This window comes from Cupriavidus sp. YR651 (assembly GCF_900101625.1).
Lineage (GTDB): Bacteria > Pseudomonadota > Gammaproteobacteria > Burkholderiales > Burkholderiaceae > Cupriavidus.
The window spans coordinates 580,524-600,474 of record NZ_FMYZ01000002.1; the positions used below are offsets into that span (position 1 = coordinate 580,524).

22 protein-coding genes are annotated in these 19,951 nt (G+C 66.1%); 3 read left to right on the plus strand and 19 right to left on the minus strand.

Annotated features, from left to right (window positions below; translation table 11 throughout):
* Positions 1–25: 25 nt before the first annotated feature.
* From BLR29_RS08835 to BLR29_RS08850, 4 genes are read right to left on the minus strand one after another with little or no spacing between them, the layout of a single operon-like run.
* Positions 26–742, minus strand: a complete 717-nt coding sequence (locus tag BLR29_RS08835) for an aquaporin (RefSeq protein ID WP_092136305.1) — start codon at positions 740–742, stop codon at positions 26–28.
* Between the two features lie 3 nt (positions 743–745).
* Positions 746–1,240, minus strand: a complete 495-nt coding sequence (locus tag BLR29_RS08840; protein ID WP_092136306.1) for an arsenate reductase ArsC — start codon at positions 1,238–1,240, stop codon at positions 746–748.
* Between the two features lie 42 nt (positions 1,241–1,282).
* Complete coding sequence (locus BLR29_RS08845) at positions 1,283–1,795, minus strand: ArsI/CadI family heavy metal resistance metalloenzyme (protein ID WP_092136308.1); 513 nt, start codon at positions 1,793–1,795, stop codon at positions 1,283–1,285.
* Positions 1,792–2,127, minus strand: coding sequence for an ArsR/SmtB family transcription factor (locus tag BLR29_RS08850; RefSeq protein WP_092136310.1), 336 nt, complete (start codon positions 2,125–2,127; stop codon positions 1,792–1,794). The genes BLR29_RS08845 and BLR29_RS08850 overlap by 4 nt, the downstream gene beginning before the upstream one ends.
* 244 nt (positions 2,128–2,371) lie before the next feature.
* Here BLR29_RS08850 and groES point away from each other — a divergent pair, with 244 nt between their 5' ends.
* Together groES and groL are read left to right on the plus strand one after the other, a co-directional pair.
* Positions 2,372–2,662, plus strand: a complete 291-nt coding sequence (gene groES, locus BLR29_RS08855) for a co-chaperone GroES (protein ID WP_008644494.1) — start codon at positions 2,372–2,374, stop codon at positions 2,660–2,662.
* 39 nt (positions 2,663–2,701) lie between these two features.
* Positions 2,702–4,345, plus strand: a complete 1,644-nt coding sequence (groL, locus tag BLR29_RS08860) for a chaperonin GroEL (protein WP_092136312.1) — start codon at positions 2,702–2,704, stop codon at positions 4,343–4,345.
* Positions 4,346–4,667: 322 nt separating this feature from the next.
* Here groL and BLR29_RS08865 read toward each other — a convergent pair whose 3' ends face one another.
* From BLR29_RS08865 to BLR29_RS08925, 14 genes are all read right to left on the minus strand, one after another.
* Positions 4,668–5,456 carry a metallophosphoesterase gene (locus BLR29_RS08865; RefSeq protein ID WP_092136314.1) on the minus strand — a complete coding sequence of 263 codons (789 nt, stop codon included), beginning with the start codon at positions 5,454–5,456 and terminating at the stop codon, positions 4,668–4,670.
* Positions 5,457–5,708: 252 nt separating this feature from the next.
* Entirely contained in the window at positions 5,709–6,737 is a 1,029-nt protein-coding gene (locus tag BLR29_RS08870) for a TadG family pilus assembly protein (RefSeq protein WP_255371144.1), read from the minus strand.
* Positions 6,738–6,787: 50 nt separating this feature from the next.
* Positions 6,788–7,240 (minus strand): TadE/TadG family type IV pilus assembly protein, encoded by a 453-nt coding sequence (locus BLR29_RS08875; protein WP_092136316.1) that lies wholly within the window; start codon positions 7,238–7,240, stop codon positions 6,788–6,790.
* 23 nt (positions 7,241–7,263) lie between these two features.
* Positions 7,264–8,205: a type II secretion system F family protein gene (locus tag BLR29_RS08880; protein WP_092136318.1), complete on the minus strand. Its 942-nt coding sequence runs from the start codon at positions 8,203–8,205 to the stop codon at positions 7,264–7,266.
* A gap of 42 nt (positions 8,206–8,247) precedes the next feature.
* A complete protein-coding gene (locus tag BLR29_RS08885; RefSeq protein ID WP_092136320.1) occupies positions 8,248–9,225 on the minus strand; it encodes a type II secretion system F family protein in 978 nt (325 codons plus the stop codon).
* A gap of 9 nt (positions 9,226–9,234) precedes the next feature.
* The gene (locus BLR29_RS08890; protein WP_092136322.1) at positions 9,235–10,590 is read right to left on the minus strand and encodes a CpaF family protein; all 1,356 of its coding nucleotides are present in this window, start codon (positions 10,588–10,590) and stop codon (positions 9,235–9,237) included.
* A 21-nt stretch (positions 10,591–10,611) separates the two neighbouring features.
* Entirely contained in the window at positions 10,612–11,805 is a 1,194-nt protein-coding gene (locus tag BLR29_RS08895; protein WP_092136324.1) for an AAA family ATPase, read from the minus strand.
* Positions 11,806–11,856: 51 nt separating this feature from the next.
* Positions 11,857–12,183 carry a hypothetical protein gene (locus BLR29_RS08900; protein ID WP_092136326.1) on the minus strand — a complete coding sequence of 109 codons (327 nt, stop codon included), beginning with the start codon at positions 12,181–12,183 and terminating at the stop codon, positions 11,857–11,859.
* A gap of 27 nt (positions 12,184–12,210) precedes the next feature.
* On the minus strand, positions 12,211–13,959 hold the full coding sequence (locus BLR29_RS08905; RefSeq protein WP_092136328.1) for a type II and III secretion system protein family protein: 1,749 nt from the start codon (positions 13,957–13,959) through the stop codon (positions 12,211–12,213).
* Positions 13,960–14,041: 82 nt separating this feature from the next.
* Positions 14,042–14,890 carry a Flp pilus assembly protein CpaB gene (cpaB, locus tag BLR29_RS08910; RefSeq protein WP_092136330.1) on the minus strand — a complete coding sequence of 283 codons (849 nt, stop codon included), beginning with the start codon at positions 14,888–14,890 and terminating at the stop codon, positions 14,042–14,044.
* 18 nt (positions 14,891–14,908) lie between these two features.
* Positions 14,909–15,127 carry a hypothetical protein gene (locus tag BLR29_RS31860; RefSeq protein ID WP_143018421.1) on the minus strand — a complete coding sequence of 73 codons (219 nt, stop codon included), beginning with the start codon at positions 15,125–15,127 and terminating at the stop codon, positions 14,909–14,911.
* 119 nt (positions 15,128–15,246) lie between these two features.
* Positions 15,247–15,792, minus strand: a complete 546-nt coding sequence (locus BLR29_RS08915; protein ID WP_092136332.1) for an A24 family peptidase — start codon at positions 15,790–15,792, stop codon at positions 15,247–15,249.
* A gap of 85 nt (positions 15,793–15,877) precedes the next feature.
* Positions 15,878–16,057 carry a Flp family type IVb pilin gene (locus tag BLR29_RS08920; protein ID WP_369804572.1) on the minus strand — a complete coding sequence of 60 codons (180 nt, stop codon included), beginning with the start codon at positions 16,055–16,057 and terminating at the stop codon, positions 15,878–15,880.
* 1,092 nt (positions 16,058–17,149) lie between these two features.
* Complete coding sequence (locus BLR29_RS08925) at positions 17,150–18,076, minus strand: LysR substrate-binding domain-containing protein (protein ID WP_092136708.1); 927 nt, start codon at positions 18,074–18,076, stop codon at positions 17,150–17,152.
* A gap of 78 nt (positions 18,077–18,154) precedes the next feature.
* Between BLR29_RS08925 and BLR29_RS08930 the strand changes: the two genes are divergently transcribed.
* A complete protein-coding gene (locus BLR29_RS08930) occupies positions 18,155–19,408 on the plus strand; it encodes an MFS transporter (RefSeq protein ID WP_255371145.1) in 1,254 nt (417 codons plus the stop codon).
* A gap of 18 nt (positions 19,409–19,426) precedes the next feature.
* Here BLR29_RS08930 and BLR29_RS08935 read toward each other — a convergent pair whose 3' ends face one another.
* Positions 19,427–19,951, minus strand: a complete 525-nt coding sequence (locus tag BLR29_RS08935; protein ID WP_092136336.1) for a TPM domain-containing protein — start codon at positions 19,949–19,951, stop codon at positions 19,427–19,429.

A 19,951-nucleotide genomic window follows, 5' to 3' on the forward strand; every position in this document is an offset into this window, starting at 1 on the left:
CTCGTACTACTTGCCAGCTGCCGTATCAATCATCGCGCGTCGCGTGCTGGCCAGACGCCTCGATGACGTTCGGATGTCCGGGCGCATCTGGGCGTGGCAGCAAGGCGGCGTGAACCAGCAGCCCGATAGCGGCGCCGACCAGTTCGGCAAACATGAATCCGGGCACGCTGGTTGGTGCGATGCCTGCAAAGCTGTCACTGAACATCCGTCCGAAGGCGGCTGCCGGATTGGCGAAGGAGGTGGAAGCAGTGAACCAGTAGGCCGCGCCGATGTAGCTGGCTACCATGGCCGGGGCCCGTCCGTTGGGTGCGCGCAGGATGACCAGAATTAGCCCGGCCGTCGCCACGGCCTCCGCGATCCATTGGCCCGGCCCACTGCGGAGCTTGGACGAGAGCTGAAGGATGCTGACGTCGAACATGGCATGCGCCAGCCAGGCACCCAGCACCGCGCCGGTCAACTGGGCGATGATGTACGGGGCCAAGGCAGATCCCGGCAATTCGCCCCTGAACGCCATCACCATGCTGACCGCCGGATTGAAATGGGCACCGCTGACGGGGCCGAACACCTCGATGAGCACGTAAAGTCCACCGACCGTGGCCAGCGTGTTGGCCAACAGCGCAACAGCAACGTTCCCGCCAGCCAACCGCTCGGCCATGATGCCTGAGCCGATGACCACCGCAAGCAGCAGCGCCGTGCCGATGAGCTCCCCGGCGAGCTGGCGTGGCAAATCAATTTTCGTCATCGACTAGCTCCGCGCGAGACGCTGCAGAGTTTCTTGCAACTCCGCGTCGGTCATCTCATCGATCGGCAGCAGCAGCAACTGCAGCATCCGGTAGGCGATGGCCTGCCGCGTCAGTTCGAACGCGAGCCGCTTCTTGTCGTCTCCGCCTTCCGTATTCGACGGGTCCGGATAGCCCCAATGGACCTTGACCGGGCTGCCGGGCCAATAGGGGCATTCCTCCTCGGCGGCGCTATCGCAGACAGTGATGACAACGCGCATCTTGGGCGCGCCTTCGGCGACGAATTCGTCCCAGTTCTTGCTACGGAAGTCGCTTACGTCGACCCCGGCTTCGCGTAGCACGTCGATGGCGAACGGGTTGATGCGGCCGCTTGGCGAGCTGCCGGCGCTGTAGGCGCGCACGTCGCGGCCAAATTGCTTCGCAAGATGGTTCAGCATGCCTTCGCTGAGCACGCTGCGTGCGGAATTGTGGGTACAGAGAATCAGGACGTTAGTGGTCATGGGGGCAGCTAAAAAGATAGGGGTCTGGCGAGCGAGATGCGGTCAGCTCGTTCCGATGTCCCGCTCGGCTTTCTGGAGGGCGACGGGTTTGGACGTGACCGCGACGCCGATGGGCTTTCCCTTCGGGGCTCGCGGGGCACAGCATGCGGATTCCGCCGGCGTGGCCTCGACCTGCCGGGACTCCCCGTACACCGGCACATTGCCAAGCGTGTGGAAGTGTTCCCACGCGATGCCTTGCGGATCGGTGAGCCAATACTTGTCGCTGCGGGCGTAGCAGCAGGTCGTCTCGCCTTCGTCGAGCCGCGCCATGTCGGCCGCCTCGGCGCGCGACTTCAGTTCCGCCAGTTCGGCGGCGTCGTCGGTCTGGAATCCGAGGTGGTCCACACCGGGCGCCGCGCCGCGTGCGGAAATGGCGAAGTTCACGCGAGGGTCTTCGAGCATCCATTTCGCGTAGTCGTCCTTGACGACGCTCGGCTCGGCGGCGAACAGCGCGGAGTAATAACGGATGCTGGCCGACAGGTCGGTCACGCTGACGTGAACGTGGAAGCGCTTCATGATTGGGACTCCGAGGGAACAGCACAGCCGGTGACTGGCGAGCACAGATTCCCGCCGCAGCAGTTCTCCGTGAGATAGCCAATCAAGGCGTTCATGGTCTCGAATCGAGCCATGTAGATGATGGATCGGCCGTCCTGGCGGCTGGCCAGCAGGCCGGCCCGGTGCAGTTCCTTCAGATGGAAGGACAGGGACGACGCTGGCATCTCCATCAGTTCGGCGATGCGCCCGGCAGGCAGGCCCTCTGGTCCGGCCTGCACGAGCAGGCGGAACACGGCCAGGCGGACGGCGTGAGCGAGCGCAGCAAGCGCTTCAAGGGCGTTATCGGTTTCCATGATTCGAATATAGTCGAAACATGGAAACCGGGCAATCTCCCATGCATCCCGACACCCTCTTTCGTGGGGCCTCGGGAAAACCCGTATTCAGGTGTCGTCTTGAAAACGCGAACCCCCGTCCCTATAATTAGCACTCGCTGGGGGTGAGTGCTAACAGCCCTCGCGGTGCCCCGAAAACCCGATGGCCGTCCCACTTTGACGGCCATTTGTGAATCAAAACTCACTTTTTGTATTAGGAGTCCGTATGAACCTGCGTCCTCTGCACGACCGTGTGATCGTGAAGCGTCTGGACAATGAAACCAAGACCGCATCCGGCATCGTGATTCCCGACAATGCTGCCGAGAAGCCCGATCAAGGCGAAGTCCTCGCCATCGGCCCCGGCAAGAAGGATGACAAGGGCAACAACATCGCCCTCGACGTCAAGGTGGGTGATCGCGTGCTGTTCGGCAAGTACGCCGGCCAGGGCGTGAAGGTGGATGGCCAGGAACTGCTGGTCATGCGCGAAGAAGACATCATGGCCGTGGTCAACAAGTAATCCACGCGTCCACCGAACCGAATTCAGGAGAATCAGAACATGGCAGCAAAAGACGTAGTGTTTGGCGACGCCGCCCGTGCCAAGATGGTCGAAGGCGTGAACATTCTCGCCAACGCAGTGAAGGTGACCCTGGGCCCGAAGGGTCGCAACGTGGTGCTGGAGCGCAGCTTCGGCGGCCCGACCGTGACCAAGGACGGTGTGTCCGTGGCCAAGGAAATCGAACTGAAGGACAAGCTCCAGAACATGGGCGCGCAAATGGTCAAGGAAGTGGCTTCCAAGACCAGCGACAACGCCGGTGACGGTACCACCACCGCTACCGTGCTGGCCCAGTCGATCGTGCGCGAAGGCATGAAGTTCGTGGCCGCCGGCATGAACCCGATGGACCTGAAGCGCGGCATCGACAAGGCTGTCGGCGCTGCCGTGGAAGAGCTGAAGAAGCTGTCCAAGCCGACCACCACCAGCAAGGAAATCGCCCAGGTTGGCGCCATCTCGGCCAACAGCGACAACTCCATCGGCGAGCGCATCGCCGAAGCCATGGACAAGGTCGGCAAGGAAGGCGTGATCACCGTGGAAGACGGCAAGTCGCTGGCCGACGAGCTGGAAGTCGTGGAAGGCATGCAGTTCGACCGCGGCTACCTGTCGCCGTACTTCATCAACAACCCGGAAAAGCAGGTTGTTGCCCTGGACAGCCCGTACGTGCTGCTGTTCGACAAGAAGGTGTCGAACATCCGTGACCTGCTGCCGGTGCTGGAGCAAGTGGCCAAGTCGAGCCGCCCGCTGCTGATCATCGCTGAAGACGTCGAAGGCGAAGCCCTGGCGACCCTGGTGGTGAACAACATCCGTGGCATCCTGAAGACCGCCGCCGTGAAGGCTCCGGGCTTCGGCGACCGCCGCAAGGCCATGCTGGAAGACATCGCCATCCTGACCGGCGGTACCGTGATCGCTGAAGAAGTCGGCCTGACGCTGGAAAAGGCGACCCTGAACGATCTGGGCCAGGCCAAGCGCATCGAGATCGGCAAGGAAAACACCATCATCATCGATGGCTTCGGCGACGCTGCCAACATCGAAGCCCGCGTGAAGCAAATCCGCGCGCAGATCGAAGAAGCGACCTCGGACTACGACCGTGAAAAGCTGCAAGAGCGCGTGGCCAAGCTGGCCGGCGGTGTTGCCGTGATCAAGGTTGGCGCTGCCACCGAAGTCGAAATGAAGGAAAAGAAGGCCCGCGTGGAAGATGCACTGCACGCGACCCGCGCAGCCGTGGAAGAAGGTATCGTCCCCGGCGGCGGTGTGGCCCTGCTGCGTGCCCGCGCTGCGATCGCTGGCCTGAACGGCGACAACGCCGACCAGAACGCCGGTATCAAGATCGTGCTGCGCGCCATGGAAGAGCCGCTGCGCCAGATCGTGCTGAACGCTGGTGAAGAAGCTTCCGTCGTGGTGGCCAAGGTCATCGAAGGCAAGGGTAACTACGGTTACAACGCTGCCTCCGGCGAGTACGGCGACCTGGTGGAAATGGGCGTGCTGGACCCGACCAAGGTGACCCGCACCGCGCTGCAGAACGCCGCTTCGGTCGCATCGCTGATGCTGACCACGGACTGCGCAGTGGCCGAATCGCCGAAGGAAGAATCCGCTCCGGCAATGCCGGGCGGCATGGGCGGCATGGGCGGCATGGACGGCATGATGTAATTGATGCCGGACTGCTGAAGCCATTCAGCCTGTCTGACAAGACCCCCGCGGGTGCGAACCCGCGGGGGTTTTTTCATTTGGAGGCACTATCAAAATGATTCTGGCGTCGTTGCCGGGCTTGTCACACCCGCTTGCCGTACCACTTGTACTGTCTGCGGCCGCGCCCTTGCAGGGCGCGCATGCGCCGGCAGGCGCATGCCGCTACGCAGGCGGATCGCGTGCGATCCGAAACCCCTGCTTCGCCCTAGCCAGAACCGCTATCGCTTCATTTTGATAGCGCCTCCAAGGCTGCCAGACCCCGGATGACCTGCGATCAGATCCCTCAAACCTCGACCACGCGCATCCAGTCGAACGCCGCATTCTCTGGCACGCCGGTGCGGCGCGAGATATAGCCGCGCGGATTGCAGACCACGCGTGAATGGTCGATCCAGTAATCGAAGCCTGTGTGGGTATGGCCGTGGATCCAGAGGTCGGCCTGCGCCACCAGATCGGGGCGCCGCGACAGGAAGCCGGCGGAGACGATGTCGTGCGCGTAGCGCGGGTCCAGGCTGCCCAGGTCGGGGCCGTGGTGCGTGACGACCACGGTCTTGCCGTCGAACGGCTGCGCGAGGGTGTCCGCCAGCCAGGCGGTGGCGGCGCGGTGGCGCTCCAGCGCGTCGGCGGGCGTGAAGATCCGGCAATGGCCCTCGGCATCGGCCGTCTCGATCAGGCGATGATCCACCATCACGCCGGCGCACGCCTGCATGGCTTCGCCGGCACGATCGGCGCCGTACAGGCAGTAGTCGGTCCACCAGGTGGTGCCGATCACGCGGACCGGCCGGCCGTCGCTATCGGCAAACTCGGCCACGGAACCGTTGAGCAGCGCGACGTTGGGGCATTCGGCGGCGGCCTCGGCCATTTGCTGATCCACCGCGTCGAAGTTGCTTTCGTAGTACTCGTGATTGCCGGGCACGTAGACCACGGGCACGTCGAAGGTGCGCGCGGCCCAGTCGATGCCGTCGCGGCCATTGGCGATGTCGCCGGCCAGGATGACGAGATCGGCGGCGCAGTCCGGCACCGTCTCGGGCGTGTCGTGTTCCAGGTGGATATCGCTGAGGACGCGCAGCTTCATGGGGGCTCCTGACGGGGCGTCGTGGCGGCGGGCGCGCCAGATGCCGTGAGGCGGGGCGTCGCCTGTGCCGGGGTGGCTAGCGACCGATTCTTCAAAAAAAAGACAGCCCGGTCAAGACCGGGCTGCAAAAGAGGAGCCAAGGGGGCCTCGGCGGTGCTTCATGGGGGGCACCGTGAGGGGCCAATCACGCCTGGGGCGGTCAGCTCCCCCCCAAAAGGGGCGGCGCCATCGTGCCATTGGCTCCTGTCCGCGTCATTTCGCCAGGCGCGGCGGGACGTAAGCCCCGTAGTACGGTCCCACGCCGCCGCCGCTGTTGGTGACCTTGTAGTTGGGGATGAAATACCCTTCGATGTATTTGCCGCTGCCGCCCACTGCGGCGGTGACGTGGAACGCGGCGAAGGCGGTGATCGGGCCCAGCGACCCGGCGTTCAGCGAATTGGTCACCGGCATCACGTAGTCCTTGTTGACGGTGATGAAGTTGTAGTTCGACGTCTTGGTGCCGTCCTGTATCCAGATCTGGTCGCCGATCGCCACGGGCGCGGGATTTCCGTTGAGGATCAGGTCGCGGGTGGCGGTGGCACTGTTGTCGGTGGACTTGAAGGTAGTCCACTGGCCCGACTCGCACAGCCCATAGTGGTACGCCGAGCCGATGCGGAACAGGTAGGGCTTGTTGGTGGCCGGGTCGATCTTCGGCTGGTTGGTCGCGCTGTTCCAGTAGTAGTTGTACAGGCACTGGCTCAACGCCACGGGAAAGAGGCCGCCGTTGCCGATGATGCCTGGCGCGGCAAGCACGGCCACCGCCGTGGCCGTCGTGCCCTTGGCCCCGCCGTCGAAGACCTGTGCCAGCAGCGTGGCGACGGGGCCGCCGTTGTTGCCGGCGCTGCGGCTGATGGTTACCTGCACCGCGGGCACGTCATTGGTGCCAGGCGTAATGTCTTGCGGTTGCAAGCCGGCCGGCGTGCCGGTCAGGTTCCAGTAGCCGGCCTGCACTGTGCCGGTGGCCAGCGTCGTGCCGGCAGCCTTGTTCAGGGCGATGGCATTGGTGCCCTTGGTGACGCCGTTGGTCCAGGCCGGATTAGGGTTGGCCGGGTACAGGCCGGCGGCGCCGGCCAGGGCGGCGGCGTCGGCGGCGTTCTGGAGTTCGTTGCGCACGATGACCAGGTGCGCGACGTCCATGGCCAGCGCGCCGACGGACAGCACCGAGATCAGCATGAACGGCATCATGATGCCGACCGCGCCACGCTGGTAGCGGCTGCCCGGCAGGATCTTGTGTGTTGGCATGGCGTCCCTCTTCTGGATGAGCGGATGGGAAGCAAAGGCCGCTGGCGCGGTCATTCGCACAGCATGGTGGTCAGCGCGTTGATCGTGAGCGCGCCGGTAAAGGGGCGGATCAGCGGGCCCAGCAGCAGGCCGTTGAAGGTGTACGCCACCTGCACCGTCAGCGCCGTGCCCGTGGACGCGCATGGCGTGACCGTGAGCGGAAAGGTGCAGGTGGCCGCCGCGCCATAGGTGACCAGTTTGTTCTGGCAATAGTTGAGCGCCACCTGCTTGATCTGGGTGCTGGTCATTGGTGGCGATTTCAGCACCACGCCCGCGCGGGCTGCCTCGCGGCTGGCATTGGTGATCACCGCCTTGTCGTAGAGCGCGGTGCCGAACTCGATTGCGCCGAAGATGATGAACAGGATCAGCGGAAAGATCAGCGCGAACTCGACGGCGGCGGCACCGGCCACCCGATGGGGCTGTGGGCGGGGATGTGCCCCGTGACGATTGGCGAAGCGACGCATGATGGCTCCTGCGAAAGGCAGCGCTAGTTGGCGGTAACTGAGCGCAGCGCCGTGATGACCTGGATGGCGGCGGGTCCGAGCAACACCACGAACAGGGACGGGAAGATGCAGAAGATCAGCGGGAACAGGATCTTGGTACCGATCTTGGCGGCGCGTTCCTCGGCCAGCATGTGCCGCTTGGTGCGGAGCATGTCGGAATGCACGCGCAGCGAATCCGCCACGCTGGTGCCGAAGCGGTCCGCCTGGATCAGCATCGCCACCAGCATGCTGACGTCTTCCACGCCGGTGCGGGCGGCCAGGTTGCGCAGCGCCTTCTCGCGCGGCAGCCCGGCCCGCAACTCCAGCGTGAGTAGTTCGTATTCCTCGGCCATGGCGGGTCGCGCCGTCCGCATTTCCTCGACCACGCGCAGGATGGCGGCGTCCAGGCCAAGCCCGGCTTCCACGCAGACCATGATCAGGTCCAGGCTGTCAGGGAACGATTCGAAGATGTCGCGTTGCCTGCGCTTCACCTTGAAGCGCAGGACGAAGTTGGGCAGGTAGAAGCCGATCACCGCCGAGCCGAACAGCAGGGTCATGAACTCGGAGTGCTGGCTGGCATCGAAGCGGCCGACCAGCGCCGGCCACAGGATCATCGGCAAGCCGGCGGCGAGCAGCGTCTTGACGCCGAAGTAGAAGGGGATGGCCTCCGGCGCGCGCCAGCCGGCGTGGATGAAGCGCGTGCGCAACGCCGAGTTCTCCCAGCCTTCCTTCGGCAACGAGAGCTGGGCCAGCGGCCGGGCCAGCCGCTCGATTTGGCGCAGCCATTCGCGATTGTCGTCCTGGGGCACGGCGCCCGGGATCTCGCGCTGGATCTGCCCCAGACGCCGTTGCACGGTGCTTGGCCGCATGACGGACATGGCCACCCAGACGGCGCCGAAGACGATGGCGAATGTCGCGGCAAACAGGAGGATCGTGGTGATTGGCATGGTGGTCCGGGATCAGTTCCCGCCTCGGTAGCTTGGGGGCGCCTACACATGGATGCGCACGATCTGCCGCATCCAGATGATGCCCACGCAGGTCATGGCGACGGAATACCAGAGCATCTGGATGCCAGCCGGATCGGTCCAGAGCGTCGACATCAGCTCCGGATTGATCTGGAACACGATGCCGCCCACCACCACCGGCAGCAGCGTCAGAATCCAGCCACCGAGCCGGCCTTCGGCCGACAGCACGCGTACCTTGTCCAGCAACTGCAGCCGCTTGCGGATCAGGGCGCCGACGTTATCGAGGATCTCGGCAAGGTTGCCGCCCGATTCGCGCTGGATCAGCACGGCGATCACCAGGTAGCGCAGGTCCTCGATCGGCACGCGGTCGGTCAGGCCGGCCAGCGCGTCGTTCATGGAGATGCCGTAGTTCACCTCGCTGAAGACCAGCGACAGCTCGGTGCCGATGGGCGCCGGCAGTTCCTGGCCGGCCATGTCCAGCGCGCTTGGCAGCGAGTGGCCGGCGCGCAGCGCGCGGCTGAGCATGTCGGACGCCTCGGGCAGTTGCGCTTCGAGCCTGGCCAGGCGCTTGCCGCGCCTTCTGAGCACATGGAGCAATGGCAGCGAGGCCGCGGCGCCGGCCATGAGCGCGACCGCCAGTCCGGGCGGGTGGAGCGAGAACAGCCCGATGCCGACGATGACCGGCATGGCCAGCGTCAGCGCCAGGAAGCGCCCAACCGACCAGTTCAGCCCCGACTGCAGCATTATCAGGTCCAGCCTGTGGACGCGCGGCAGGCGGCGCAGCAGCCGCGCGAACGTGGGCGAGTCGCTCAGCACGCGCTGCTTCAGGATGCCGGCGTCCTGGCCGTGGCCCGCGCTGTTGAGCAGCGCGGCTTCCACGCGATGGCTGAAACGCCGCGCGCGCTGGCTGTGGTGCTGGTTCCACCACTGGTAGGCCCCCAGCAGGCCCAGCGCGATCGCGACGAACACCGACAGCGCGAAACCGATCATCGTGGTGTTCATGATCTTCTCCTAGACCTCGTGGAGCACGGCGGGGTCGAACAGTGTCTCGGGAAGGTGGATGCCGAAAGCCTGCAGCCGCTCGCAGAACTTCGGCCGCACGCCCGTGGCGCAGAAGTGCCCGCGGATGCGGCCGTCACGCTCTACGCCCTTGCGGCGGAACGTGAAGATCTCTTGCATGTTGACGATCTCGCCTTCCATGCCGGTGATCTCCTGCACGCTGACCAGCTTGCGGCGGCCATCCGTGAGCCGCGACACCTGTACCACCACCGACAGCGCCGACGTGATCTGCTGGCGCATGGTGCGCGTGGGCAACGACAGCCCGGCCATGCTGATCATATTTTCCAGGCGGGTCAGCGCGTCGCGCGGCGTGTTGGCGTGGACGGTGGCCAGCGAGCCCTCGTGGCCGGTGTTCATCGCGTGCAGCATGTCCAGCGCCTCCGCACCGCGCACTTCGCCCAGGATGATGCGGTCGGGGCGCATCCGCAGCGCGTTCTTCACTAGCGCGCGCTGGGTGATCTCGCCGCGGCCCTCGATGTTGGCCGGGCGGGTCTCCAGGCGCAGCACGTGGTCTTGCCGCAGTTGCAGTTCGGCGGCATCCTCGATCGTCACGATGCGCTCATCGATGGGGATGAACCCCGACAGGATGTTGAGCAGCGTGGTCTTGCCGCTGCCGGTGCCGCCGGAGATCAGGATGTTGAGCTTGGCCTGGACCATCGCCTCCAGCAGTTGCGCCATTTCGGGCGTCAGCGTGCAGAGATTGATCAGGTCTTTCACCTGCAGCGGATTCACGGCGAAGCGGCGGATCGACAGCAGCGGACCGTCGATGGCCGACGGCGGGATGATCGCGTTGATGCGCGAGCCATCCGGCAGGCGGGCGTCGACCATCGGGCTCGATTCGTCGATGCGCCGGCCCATGCGCGACACCATCTTCTCGATCACGCGCAGCAGGTGGGCGTCGTCGAGGAAGGTCACGTCGGTCAGTTCCAGCTTGCCGCGGCGCTCCACATACACCTGTTTGGCGGTGTTGACCAGGATGTCGGAGATGGTCGGGTCGGCCAGCAAGGGCTCAAGCGGGCCATAGCCCAGCATCTCGTCCTGCACGTCGGAGACCAGCCGGCGGCGCTCCGATTCGTTGACGGGGTGGTTGCCCTCGTCGATGATGCGTTCCACCAACTGGGCCAGCTCGCGCTTGACCTGCTCTGGCGTCAGGTGCTGCAGCCGGCTCAGTTCCACGCGGTCGACAATGGTCTGGTGGATTTCCATCGCCAGCTGCTGGTAGGCCTGGGTGACCGCCCCGTTCGCCTTGGCGACGCGCTGCGGCAGGGCTTCGCCCGCCTGCTGGAAGAGTTGCTCTCGCAATGACATGATGCGCTCCACTCGGATCGGTTATGCGCGCGCCGGCGCCGGCACCTGGCTGGCCTGGCCGAAGAGCTTGCGCAGCAGGCTGTCGCGGCGGGGCGCCGCTTCGGGATAGAGCTGGCGCGCCATGTCGGACAGTGCGCGCGCGATGGCGCTGGACTCCGCCAGCTGCAGCACGGGAACGCCCTGGTTGGCGGCGTCGCGTACCGGGCCCGGATCGTGCGGCAGCACGTGGCTGGCGCGGATGCCGAAACACTCTTCCATGGTGCGCAGGTCGATGGGCGCGTGCTTGTCGTGTCGGTTGATCACCAGGCGCAGGCGCTCGGCGTGGTAGCCCAGCGAATGGCAGATGTCACGCATCCGCCGGCCGGCGCGCAGGTACGACAGGTTGAGTTGCAGCACTGCGTAGATCAGGTTGCTGTGGTCCAGCACCATGATCGAGGCGGGATTGATGTCCTGGCCGACGTCGAAGATCACCACGTCGTATTGCTGGCGGGCCACGGCCAGGATGCGCTCCAGGTGCGCGGCCTTGACCGCGCCCGCCTTGACGGGATCGCCCGCGGCGGGCAGCACGTCGAAGTGGGGGCAGACGTGGGTCACGCAGGCATCGAGCAGCGCCGCGTCGAGCCGCTCGATCTGCTTGCAGACCTCCGACAGCGCGGCGGGCGGGGTCTGGTCCGTCACCAGAAAGGCCGCGTCGCCGTATTGCTGGCTCAGATCGACGAGCAGCACGCGCTTGTGATGCCGGGCCGCCAGCACGTAGCCGAAATTGGCCGCGGTAAACGTGGTGCCGCTGCCGCCCTTGCACGAGATGAAGGACAGCACCTGGCCATCGCCCCGGCCGGTGCTGAGTGCGTGGCTGGTGCAGCGCTGCAGCTCGTCGCGAAACTCCTGGGCGTCGGGTGGCCACGGCAGCACGCACTGCACGCCGGCGCGCATGGCGCGCATCAGCACGTCGGCCGAGGGGCTCTCGGTCAGCAGCATGCACAGGGTTTCCGGATGCTCGGACGTGACGCGGCGCAACTGGGCGATGTCGTCGGCGCCGAAGTCCGGCGCGTCGAGAATCAGCAGGTCGGTGCCCAGCGTGAGCCCCGGCTGCGCCAGCGCCAGCGCCGGCGTGGCCCGTGTGCGCTGCACGACGTGGTTGGCGGTTTGCGCGATCAGCCCCGCGACATACTGCAGGTGCGAATCATCGGCGGATACTACGGCGATCTTGGCCATTGCCTGCTCCTGGAAGCGTCATGCGGTGCGCCCGTCGCGCGCCGCGCAGCCTTACCGGCCCATTGCGTTGAGTCCGCCCGACGCGCCCACGCCAATGGTGAAGGCGTTGATGTCGGACTGCGGCTTCGTGTACTGCGTGTTGTACCGGTCCATGGCGGCCGTGGCCGCCCGGCCGTCGATGCCGGCCACCGCATTGGTGTTCGACGATGCATCGGGATTCAGCGTCTGCATGGCACGCACGGTGCGCACGGCCTCGCCGAAATGCGCGTCGTAGACCGGCGTGGTGGACATGCAACCGGCGAGTGCGGCAATGGTGGCGAGCAGGCCTGCCAGGGTGGCCGGGCGGCGCACACGCGCGGGGATGGAGTGGATCGTCATGATGGGCTCCTTGATCGTGGCGTCGGCTCAGCGGTCGGCGGCAGGTGTGGCGGCCGGTGATTCGGCGGCGGCCAGGGTGGCGGCGGACGGCACCGGGGTGCTCGTCGTCGGCGCCGGGGCGACGGCCGGCGTGGCCGAGGCAGGGGCGGGCAGCGTGCCGGCCGGCAGCGGGGCGGCGGCCGGACGCGCCGGGTGGCCTTCCATGTTGCCGTTCAGGTAGACCTCGCCGGGGATGGGCGGCCCGAAGGTGTCGGTGGGCATCGGATAGTTCGGCGGCAGCGGCTTGACCAGGCGCGGCGTGACCACGAACAGCAGTTCGGTGCGGTCTTGCTGGAAGTTGGTGCTGCGCGTCAGCGCGCCGACGACGGGCAGGTCGCCAACGCCGGGCAGGCCCTTGATGCTGCCTGTGACGTTGTTCTTGATCAGCCCGCCGATCGCGAAGCTCTGGCCGTCATAAACCTGCAACGTGGTGGAGGCCCGGCGCGTATTGATCAGCGGCAGGATCGACGTGCCGGCCACATTGGGCGCGGTCAGCGCCACGCCCGTGGGCGACAGCTCCGACACCTCGGGCGCGACCTTCAGGTTGATGCGGCCGTTCTCCATCACCGTGGGCGTGAAGCGCAGGCCCACGCCGAAGGTCTCTTCCTGCAGGACGATGGTGGTGCCGGTGCCGCCAAAGCTCTGCGGTACCGGGATGAAGACCTTGCCGCCGGCCAGGAAGCTGGCCTCCTGCCCGCTGATGGCCATGAGGTTTGGCTCGGCCAGGATCTTGACCAGACCATCGCCTTTTTGCGCGTCCAGCGCGAACTTCAGCGGCAGATTGTTGGCCTTGCTGAACGTTAGCAGATCGCTCGCGCCCGAGAGGAAATTGGCCAGCAGGCCAAAGCTCCAGCTGCCAAAGGCGCTGTTCAGGTTGACGGCGGAGCCCATCTGATCGATCAGACTCTTGGACACTTCCGCCACCTTGACCTCCAGCATGACCTGCTGCGGGGCCTCGACCACCATCATGTTGATGATGCGGGGGCTGCGTAGCGGCATGCCGGCCGTGGACGGGTTGTTGGGCGCCGGCGGCGGCTGGAGCATGCCACCCTGCTGCGTTTGCGCCGGCCCCCGGGTCTGGCGGATCACGAAGGCGTTGGCGATATCGAGGATCTTCTGGGCCTGCACGGAATCGGACACCGTGCCGCTCAGCACCAGGCTGTCGGCGGCGGACGATACCCGCACGCGCCGGGCTTCTGGCAGCAGGTCGCGCAGCGTGGCCTGCAGGCCGCCCGGGTCGGCCCCGACGACGACGTCGATCACGCTGCACGAGCCGCTGCGGCCCTGGACGATCATGTTGGTGCTGCCGACTTCCTGGCCCAGCACGTAGAGCGTTTGCGGCGACACCAGCATGGCCTGGGCCACGTTCGGGTTGCCCAGCGTGCGGCCCTTCACGGGCTCGGGCAAGTCCACCATCACGGATTTGCCCACGGGCACCGCCACCTCGCGGCGTTCGCGGATGGGGCCCGCGCAGTTCGGGCCACGGGCGGGCGGGGCGTCGCGGTTCGCGCTGCCGGCATCGGCGCCGATGGTCAGCTGCACAGGGCCACTGGCGGCCAGGCGCAACGGCTTGCCCGGCGCGGCGGCGTTGGCGGTGTTGATAGCCGCTTCCACGCCGGCCTGGGCCTGGACGGTGCCGCCCCACAGGGCGCCCAGTACGGCGACCGCGAGCGCGGTGGCCTGGAGTTGCGGTGACAGACGGCGCGGCACGCCGCAAAGATCGGTGACTCGGTCCATGATGATCCCCCGGATGGGTCGTGCTGTGCCGAGAGCAGTTACCGGAATGGCCTGCTTCTTTCGGCGCGCACTCCCTCTTGTTTCAGAAGCATTCCTGATTGTGTTGCGTACCGCTGATGACGCCGATGCATGTGCCGGCAAACCTTTTCTCGGAGACGCGCCGCACCACCTGTACCGTCCTGGTCACGGGTGCGGCAACCGCGATGACGGGTTCCTTGAGCAGCGTGTTCTTGGTGGCGCCAGCCGTCAGCGCGGGGCGCGGGTCAATCTGGTTGCGCAGCACCAGCGAGAGCGTGCCCACGCTGCGCGCCAGGTCGAGTTGCTCCGCCTCTTCGGGCGAGACCTCCAGCGTCACGGCGTTCACCACCTTGGGCTTGGTCTCATCGCGGTTGACTTCCTGCGCCACGGCCAGCACCAGGATCTTCTCGAGCACGATCTTGGAGATGGACTGCTCGTTGCGGTCGGCCGTGGTGCCGCCCTTGATGTCCTTGTCTTTCTGGGTATTGACGATGATGTCGACGAAGCTGCCCGGCAGGGCGAAGCCCGCCACGCCCACCACGTCGTTCACACGCACGGTGATGGCGCGCTTGCCGTCGGCGATGACCGCGGACAGGCCGCCCTTGGTGCCCACCGGCGTCAGCTTCGACTCCAGCACTGGCTCGCCGCGCGAGAGGCTGGTCCTGGCCACGCGGCCATCGAGCGCGTGCTGGTCGGTGATGACCCCCGGCGGCAGGCTGGATGCGGGCCAGTCGACGAGCTTGACGATGTCTGGCGTGATCTGCTGGCCCAGGCTGATGTCGGCCGCGGCCACTGCGACCTTGGTGATGCCGTTGCTGCCTTGCTGCAGGAGCCAGCGCGAGGCCAGCATGACGGCGGCCAGGCCGGCGACCGTCGCCACTAGCAGCATGAACAGGATTCGCACGTTTTTCATTTCCAGGTCCTCCCTCGTTCAGAAATTCATCCACGCCCGGTGCGCCACGACACGGCGGCAGAGGACTGGAATGGCCGGGCGGCCGGTACGCCGGTCGTCGGCGCGTTGGTGGCGATGCGGGCGGCGGCTCGTGGCCGGCTGGGGCCAGGCGTCGCGCGACGGTGTGCGCTGGCGATGCGGCGCGGCGCAGGCCCTGGCCTGTCCGTGCCGCGCGTGGATGCGGCTACTTTCGTGCATGACAATTTCCCCCGTTCCTGATCCCTCTTGTCACTGCGCCGGGACCTTCTTCAGCGTTGGTTGGGCGCCCGGCCTGGCCGTGCGCGCTGCAATCGCCCTGCGTCGCCTTGCGGCGGCACTCAGAACACCTGCCACTTCACCAGCAAGGTGCCCGCCGCGATGGCGATCGCGTAGGGCAGTCTCGGCGCGGCGCACGCCAGGGCCGGCTCTCCGGGCTCGCTTTGCCCGGCCGACGCCACCCTGGTGCCGAACGGCAGCGACAGCAACAGCGCCGAGACACCCGCCGCGGCGCGCCGCGACTCCTTGCGCAGCAGGATGGCGACGACGGCCAGCACGCCTCCTGCCAGAAAACTCACGATTGCCACGTGGGCACCGCCCAACGGCCCCATAAAGGCGCCGACCGCACCCATCAGCTTCACGTCCCCTGCACCCATGCCACCGAGCACATAGATGCCGAGGCAAAGGCCCATTCCCGTCGCGGTACCGCCAAGCCATTGAATGCCGCCGGCTGCCAACCCCTGCGTTGCGATCTGTGCCATCAGCGCGATGGCGAGTCCGCAACCCACCAGCCAGTTCGGAATGCGCCGCGTGCGTGCATCGCACACCGCGGCAATCGTCACCATGGCGACCAGGCTCAGATTGGCGAGGGCTATCACGATGGTCATGGCGCTATCCTGCTGGTGGTTGTGTTTTGGAATCTGGCCGGACCGGCCCCAGGCGCACTGGGCCGGTCCGGGGTGCCAGCGCGGGTCAGGCGGCGGCGAGCGCAGTGGCGACCGAGTTCCAGATCGTGCCAACGGCGGTCTTGACGGTGCCGCCATAGGTCACCATCACCAGGGCTACGAAGGCCAGCAACAGGGCATATTCCACGCCGGCTGCGCCGTCTTCTTCACGCACAAAACGCTTGATGCCATTGAACATGGTGTTCATGTCCTTCTCCTTCACGTCATGGTTTGTGGAAAAAAGCGCCCGCTGGAGATCGGGCACAAGGTTTCGGCCGGAAACCGGCCGAGGCCAAACCGGATAGCTGTCACTGCCGTGACGTCTTGCCGGTTCCACCTGGCTCAGGGGCAAGGACCCAACCGAGATGGGCCCTTGCTTGCATCCGATGCGTCGCCGCTCCCCGCGGCATGGCACTTTGTGGTTGCCCGCTGACCGATCCGAACCTCTCCAGGGATCGACCCGCGCCTGAAAGTGCTGCAACTCACTCGGACGTTCCAGCGGGTGCCGGACCGCCCGGACCGCCACTGCAGCGTGGCGGTCCTTTTCCTCCCCCTGGGTCTGACGGATGTCTCGCCCTTTTCCCGTCCCACTTGTTATCTGGCGCCTCCGGGATCCTGTCTGTCGCAGGACCTACGGGCTTGCCGTGGTTGCGGGACATAGAGCGACGAACGTGCCACGGGGGTTAAGTCGTTGATTTATATGGGGGTGGGTTTTTCGGGATGCGTCGTTTCCGAGACTGTGTAACCAGATGTATCTGGATCTGTGCAGGCTCGATAGCGCACTTTGCCCCGGTGTTTTGTATCGCTTACATGGCTTTGTGCCGTGTGAGACGTACCAAACAGGTGAAAAAGTGATGTATGCGAACAGCGAGGCAGGGTTGCCACGGGGTAGGGCCACCAAGACCAAAACGTTGCATTTATGGAGCGCCTGATAACGCGCATTCGCTCAAGCTCATCCGTCTGGCATTGCCGGATGGCCGGGAAGTGTCGATGCATGGTTGTATGCACCCCGACGCATGAATGCGCGGTAGTGCACGATCAGGCCGTTGCGATGGCCGATGCCAGGGTCATCCTTCTGGACGAGGCCATTTTGAGATGGCTCTCAGGCGCCACAACGTGTCATCCAGGCGATGGAGAGGAGGGCAAAAATCGCACCGCGCGAGCTGTCAGGACGAATGGTTGCAGGTCTGAAACGTGGGGGGCGAGAAGGCGCTTCTGGTTACGCAACTGAAGCGCTTCATACAGTATCCGGTTACACCAGGTTACAACCCCGCCTGGCACGGTTTTAGCGCGATGAGGATCAGGGTGACGGGGGCGATACAGACTCCGCCACCTGTTCGCGCAGCCAGGCATGGAAACGCTGGATCGCTTTTTCGCGCGGATTGCCTTCACGCCATGTGACCCAGTAGTGCAGGCTGGACGGGATGCGAGTGGTGCCGATCTGCACGAGCTGGCCGCTGGCGAGGTAGTCGTGGGCCAGCTGGGTACGCGCCGTGGCCACGCCGAGCCCGGCCACGGCGGACTGGAGCATCAGCCCGGCGTCCTGGAAGATCGGGCCGCGCTCGGGTTCGTCGGTGGGCAGGCCGGCCAGCAGCAGCCAGTCGCGCCAGGGCCGCAGCGCAAACCGCAGCATCGGCAGCTTCGGCAGGTCGGCCACCGTGAAGCCGGGGTACTGGGCCAGCAGGGACGGGCTGGCCACCGCGATCACATCGTCTTCGATCAGGTTGTGGCACGCGAAACCGGGCAGGTCCACGCGCTGGTGCCAGATGCCGACGTCGACGGAGTACGGGTCGGGCGGCGATATGTCGGCGTGCAGCCGCAGATGCAGATCGAGTTCCGGCGCCAGCGCATGCAGGCTGGGCAACCGGCGGATCAGCCAGGCGTTGGCCAGGTCCGCCATCACGCTGACCTGCAGCCTGACCACGGGCGGCCCCGCGGTGTTGCTGGCCTCGCGCAGCGCGGATTCGAGCTGGTCCAGCGCGGCGCGCACCTGCTCGGCCAGCCGCATGCCGGCGCTGGTGGGCGTCATCGACAGGCCCGTGCGCTGGAACAGCTTGGTGCCCAGGTTGTCCTCCAGCCCGCGAACATGATGGCTGATAGCGCTGTGGGTGAGCGCGAGCTCCTCCGCCGCGCGCGTGAAACTGCGGTGGCGCGTGGCGGCTTCGAGCGCACGGAGCGCCTGGAGCGGGGGCAGGTGAGGGTGCAGGCGTGGGGGGCGGGGAGGCATGATCGTCAAATTCTACTCACAATTCTCGCGGGTATCTTTCGCTGGTCATGCACCACGCTGGTGACGACAATGCAGGGCATGAACGCAACAACCGCAACCCAGACCGCCATGGCGGCCCAGCCCAACCACGCTTCCGGCGCCCGCTGGCGCGTGCTGGCGGTGTTTTCGCTTGGCTTCCTGGTTTCCTATATTTTCCGCGGGGTCAATCTCGGGTTCGCCCCCTATCTGACGCGTGAGCTGGGTTTGACGGCAGGCGACCTCGGCCTGCTCACCAGCTTCTACTTCCTCGGGTTTGCCTGCGCGCAGTTGCCGGCGGGCATCCTGCTGGATCGCTTTGGCCCCCGCCGTACCGAGGCGGCTCTGCTGCTGCTGGCCGTGGCCGGATCGTTCGTGTTCGCCTGGGCGCCCGGCATGGCCGGACTGGCGGCGGGGCGCGCGATGATCGGCGTGGGCGTGTCGGTATGCCTGGGCGCCGCCATCCAGGCCTTGTCGATGTGGTTCCCGCTGTCGCGCATGCCGTTGCTGAACGGGCTGGTGATGGCCATCGGCGGGCTCGGGGCGGTGGTCGTCGGCAGCCCGCTGTCGTGGCTGCTGTCGTGGACGGACTGGCGCACGGTCAGCGCGGGTATGGCCGTGGTGTCCTTCGGCATGGCGGTGCTGCTGTGGTTTGGCGTGCCGGACGTGAAGCGCGTGGGCAAGGAGAGTTTTGCCGAGCAATGGCGCGGCACGCGACAGATCCTCGGCAGCGAGCGCTTCTGGCGCGTGGTGCCGCTGACGCTGCTCAACCAGGGCATCTTCCTGGCCGTGCAGACGCTGTGGGTCAGCGCGTTCATGCGCGATGTGCAGGGCCTGACGTCCACGCAGGGCGCGCGGATGGTGTCGGTGATCGGCTTTGCGATGATGGCCGGTTGCGTGGGTGCGGGCTGGGCCGCGCGCCATCTGGAGCGTCGCGGGATCAGCCTCTACGCATTTGCCGGTTTTGGGATGATGAGTTTCATCGTCGTCCAGTTGCTGCTGATGGCCCGGCTGTCGTTCCTGCCGCTCCCGCTGTTGTGGGCGGCGTACGGCGTATTTGGCTCCAGCGGGATTCTTACCTACGCGATGCTGGCGCGACGCTTTCCGGATGCGCTGATCGGACGGGCCACGACGGCCATGACGCTGACGGTGTTCCTGGCGACCTTCGCGTTCCAGCTTGGCATCGGGTTTGTGCTGGACTTCTTCCCGACGACGGGCGGCCACTATCCGGTGGCCGCGCACCTGAGCGTGTGGGCCGGCCTGGTGCTGACGCAGGTGCTGGCGGCGATCTGGTACCTGATGGAAAAGAAGTCCTGACCGCGTCAGGCCCCGGCCCTACAGCACGATGGGCCGGTCGTCGAGTTCGTTGGGGTTGTAGCCATCGCCCGACGGGAAGTGCTCGGTCAGCAGCGCGTGAATGCGCGATACCGCGACCAGCACGGGGCGTACCGACAGGTCGCGGGCCAGGCCGTCGGCGAGGTCGGTGCAGATGCCCGTCCAGGCGCCCGGGCTGACGCGCGCGTCGATGCCCCGGTCGGCCAGGATCTCGATGGCGTGGTCGGCCAGGTTGATATAGAGCAGCACGCCGGAGTGGTCTTCCGTATTCCACACCTCCAGCGCGCCGAACAGCGTCCGCGCCCGCTCGCGGGGCGTGACGCCGCGCCAGGCATGGTCGACGGGCAGGCTGGCCTCGATCACCACGCGCACTTCTCCCCGGTGATGTTGCTCGCCCGTATGCACGGCCACCTGCAGCTGGTGTTGCGCCTCGGCCGGAAACGCCTTGCGGGCAATTGCCGACGACGTGCCGAGATGCCGCAGCGCGCGCTTGAGAGACTTCTGCCTGCCCGATGTCGATGTCAT

Coding starts and splice junctions, on each gene's coding strand:
- BLR29_RS08835 (WP_092136305.1), bottom strand. CDS start 742: ATGACGAAAATTGATTTGCCACGCCAGCTCGCCGGGGAGCTCATCGGC.
- BLR29_RS08840 (WP_092136306.1), bottom strand. CDS start 1,240: ATGACCACTAACGTCCTGATTCTCTGTACCCACAATTCCGCACGCAGC.
- BLR29_RS08845 (WP_092136308.1), bottom strand. CDS start 1,795: ATGAAGCGCTTCCACGTTCACGTCAGCGTGACCGACCTGTCGGCCAGC.
- BLR29_RS08850 (WP_092136310.1), bottom strand. CDS start 2,127: ATGGAAACCGATAACGCCCTTGAAGCGCTTGCTGCGCTCGCTCACGCC.
- groES (WP_008644494.1), top strand. CDS start 2,372: ATGAACCTGCGTCCTCTGCACGACCGTGTGATCGTGAAGCGTCTGGAC.
- groL (WP_092136312.1), top strand. CDS start 2,702: ATGGCAGCAAAAGACGTAGTGTTTGGCGACGCCGCCCGTGCCAAGATG.
- BLR29_RS08865 (WP_092136314.1), bottom strand. CDS start 5,456: ATGAAGCTGCGCGTCCTCAGCGATATCCACCTGGAACACGACACGCCC.
- BLR29_RS08870 (WP_255371144.1), bottom strand. CDS start 6,737: ATGCCAACACACAAGATCCTGCCGGGCAGCCGCTACCAGCGTGGCGCG.
- BLR29_RS08875 (WP_092136316.1), bottom strand. CDS start 7,240: ATGCGTCGCTTCGCCAATCGTCACGGGGCACATCCCCGCCCACAGCCC.
- BLR29_RS08880 (WP_092136318.1), bottom strand. CDS start 8,205: ATGCCAATCACCACGATCCTCCTGTTTGCCGCGACATTCGCCATCGTC.
- BLR29_RS08885 (WP_092136320.1), bottom strand. CDS start 9,225: ATGAACACCACGATGATCGGTTTCGCGCTGTCGGTGTTCGTCGCGATC.
- BLR29_RS08890 (WP_092136322.1), bottom strand. CDS start 10,590: ATGTCATTGCGAGAGCAACTCTTCCAGCAGGCGGGCGAAGCCCTGCCG.
- BLR29_RS08895 (WP_092136324.1), bottom strand. CDS start 11,805: ATGGCCAAGATCGCCGTAGTATCCGCCGATGATTCGCACCTGCAGTAT.
- BLR29_RS08900 (WP_092136326.1), bottom strand. CDS start 12,183: ATGACGATCCACTCCATCCCCGCGCGTGTGCGCCGCCCGGCCACCCTG.
- BLR29_RS08905 (WP_092136328.1), bottom strand. CDS start 13,959: ATGGACCGAGTCACCGATCTTTGCGGCGTGCCGCGCCGTCTGTCACCG.
- cpaB (WP_092136330.1), bottom strand. CDS start 14,890: ATGAAAAACGTGCGAATCCTGTTCATGCTGCTAGTGGCGACGGTCGCC.
- BLR29_RS31860 (WP_143018421.1), bottom strand. CDS start 15,127: ATGCACGAAAGTAGCCGCATCCACGCGCGGCACGGACAGGCCAGGGCC.
- BLR29_RS08915 (WP_092136332.1), bottom strand. CDS start 15,792: ATGACCATCGTGATAGCCCTCGCCAATCTGAGCCTGGTCGCCATGGTG.
- BLR29_RS08920 (WP_369804572.1), bottom strand. CDS start 16,057: ATGAACACCATGTTCAATGGCATCAAGCGTTTTGTGCGTGAAGAAGAC.
- BLR29_RS08925 (WP_092136708.1), bottom strand. CDS start 18,076: ATGCCTCCCCGCCCCCCACGCCTGCACCCTCACCTGCCCCCGCTCCAG.
- BLR29_RS08930 (WP_255371145.1), top strand. CDS start 18,155: ATGAACGCAACAACCGCAACCCAGACCGCCATGGCGGCCCAGCCCAAC.
- BLR29_RS08935 (WP_092136336.1), bottom strand. CDS start 19,951: ATGACATCGACATCGGGCAGGCAGAAGTCTCTCAAGCGCGCGCTGCGG.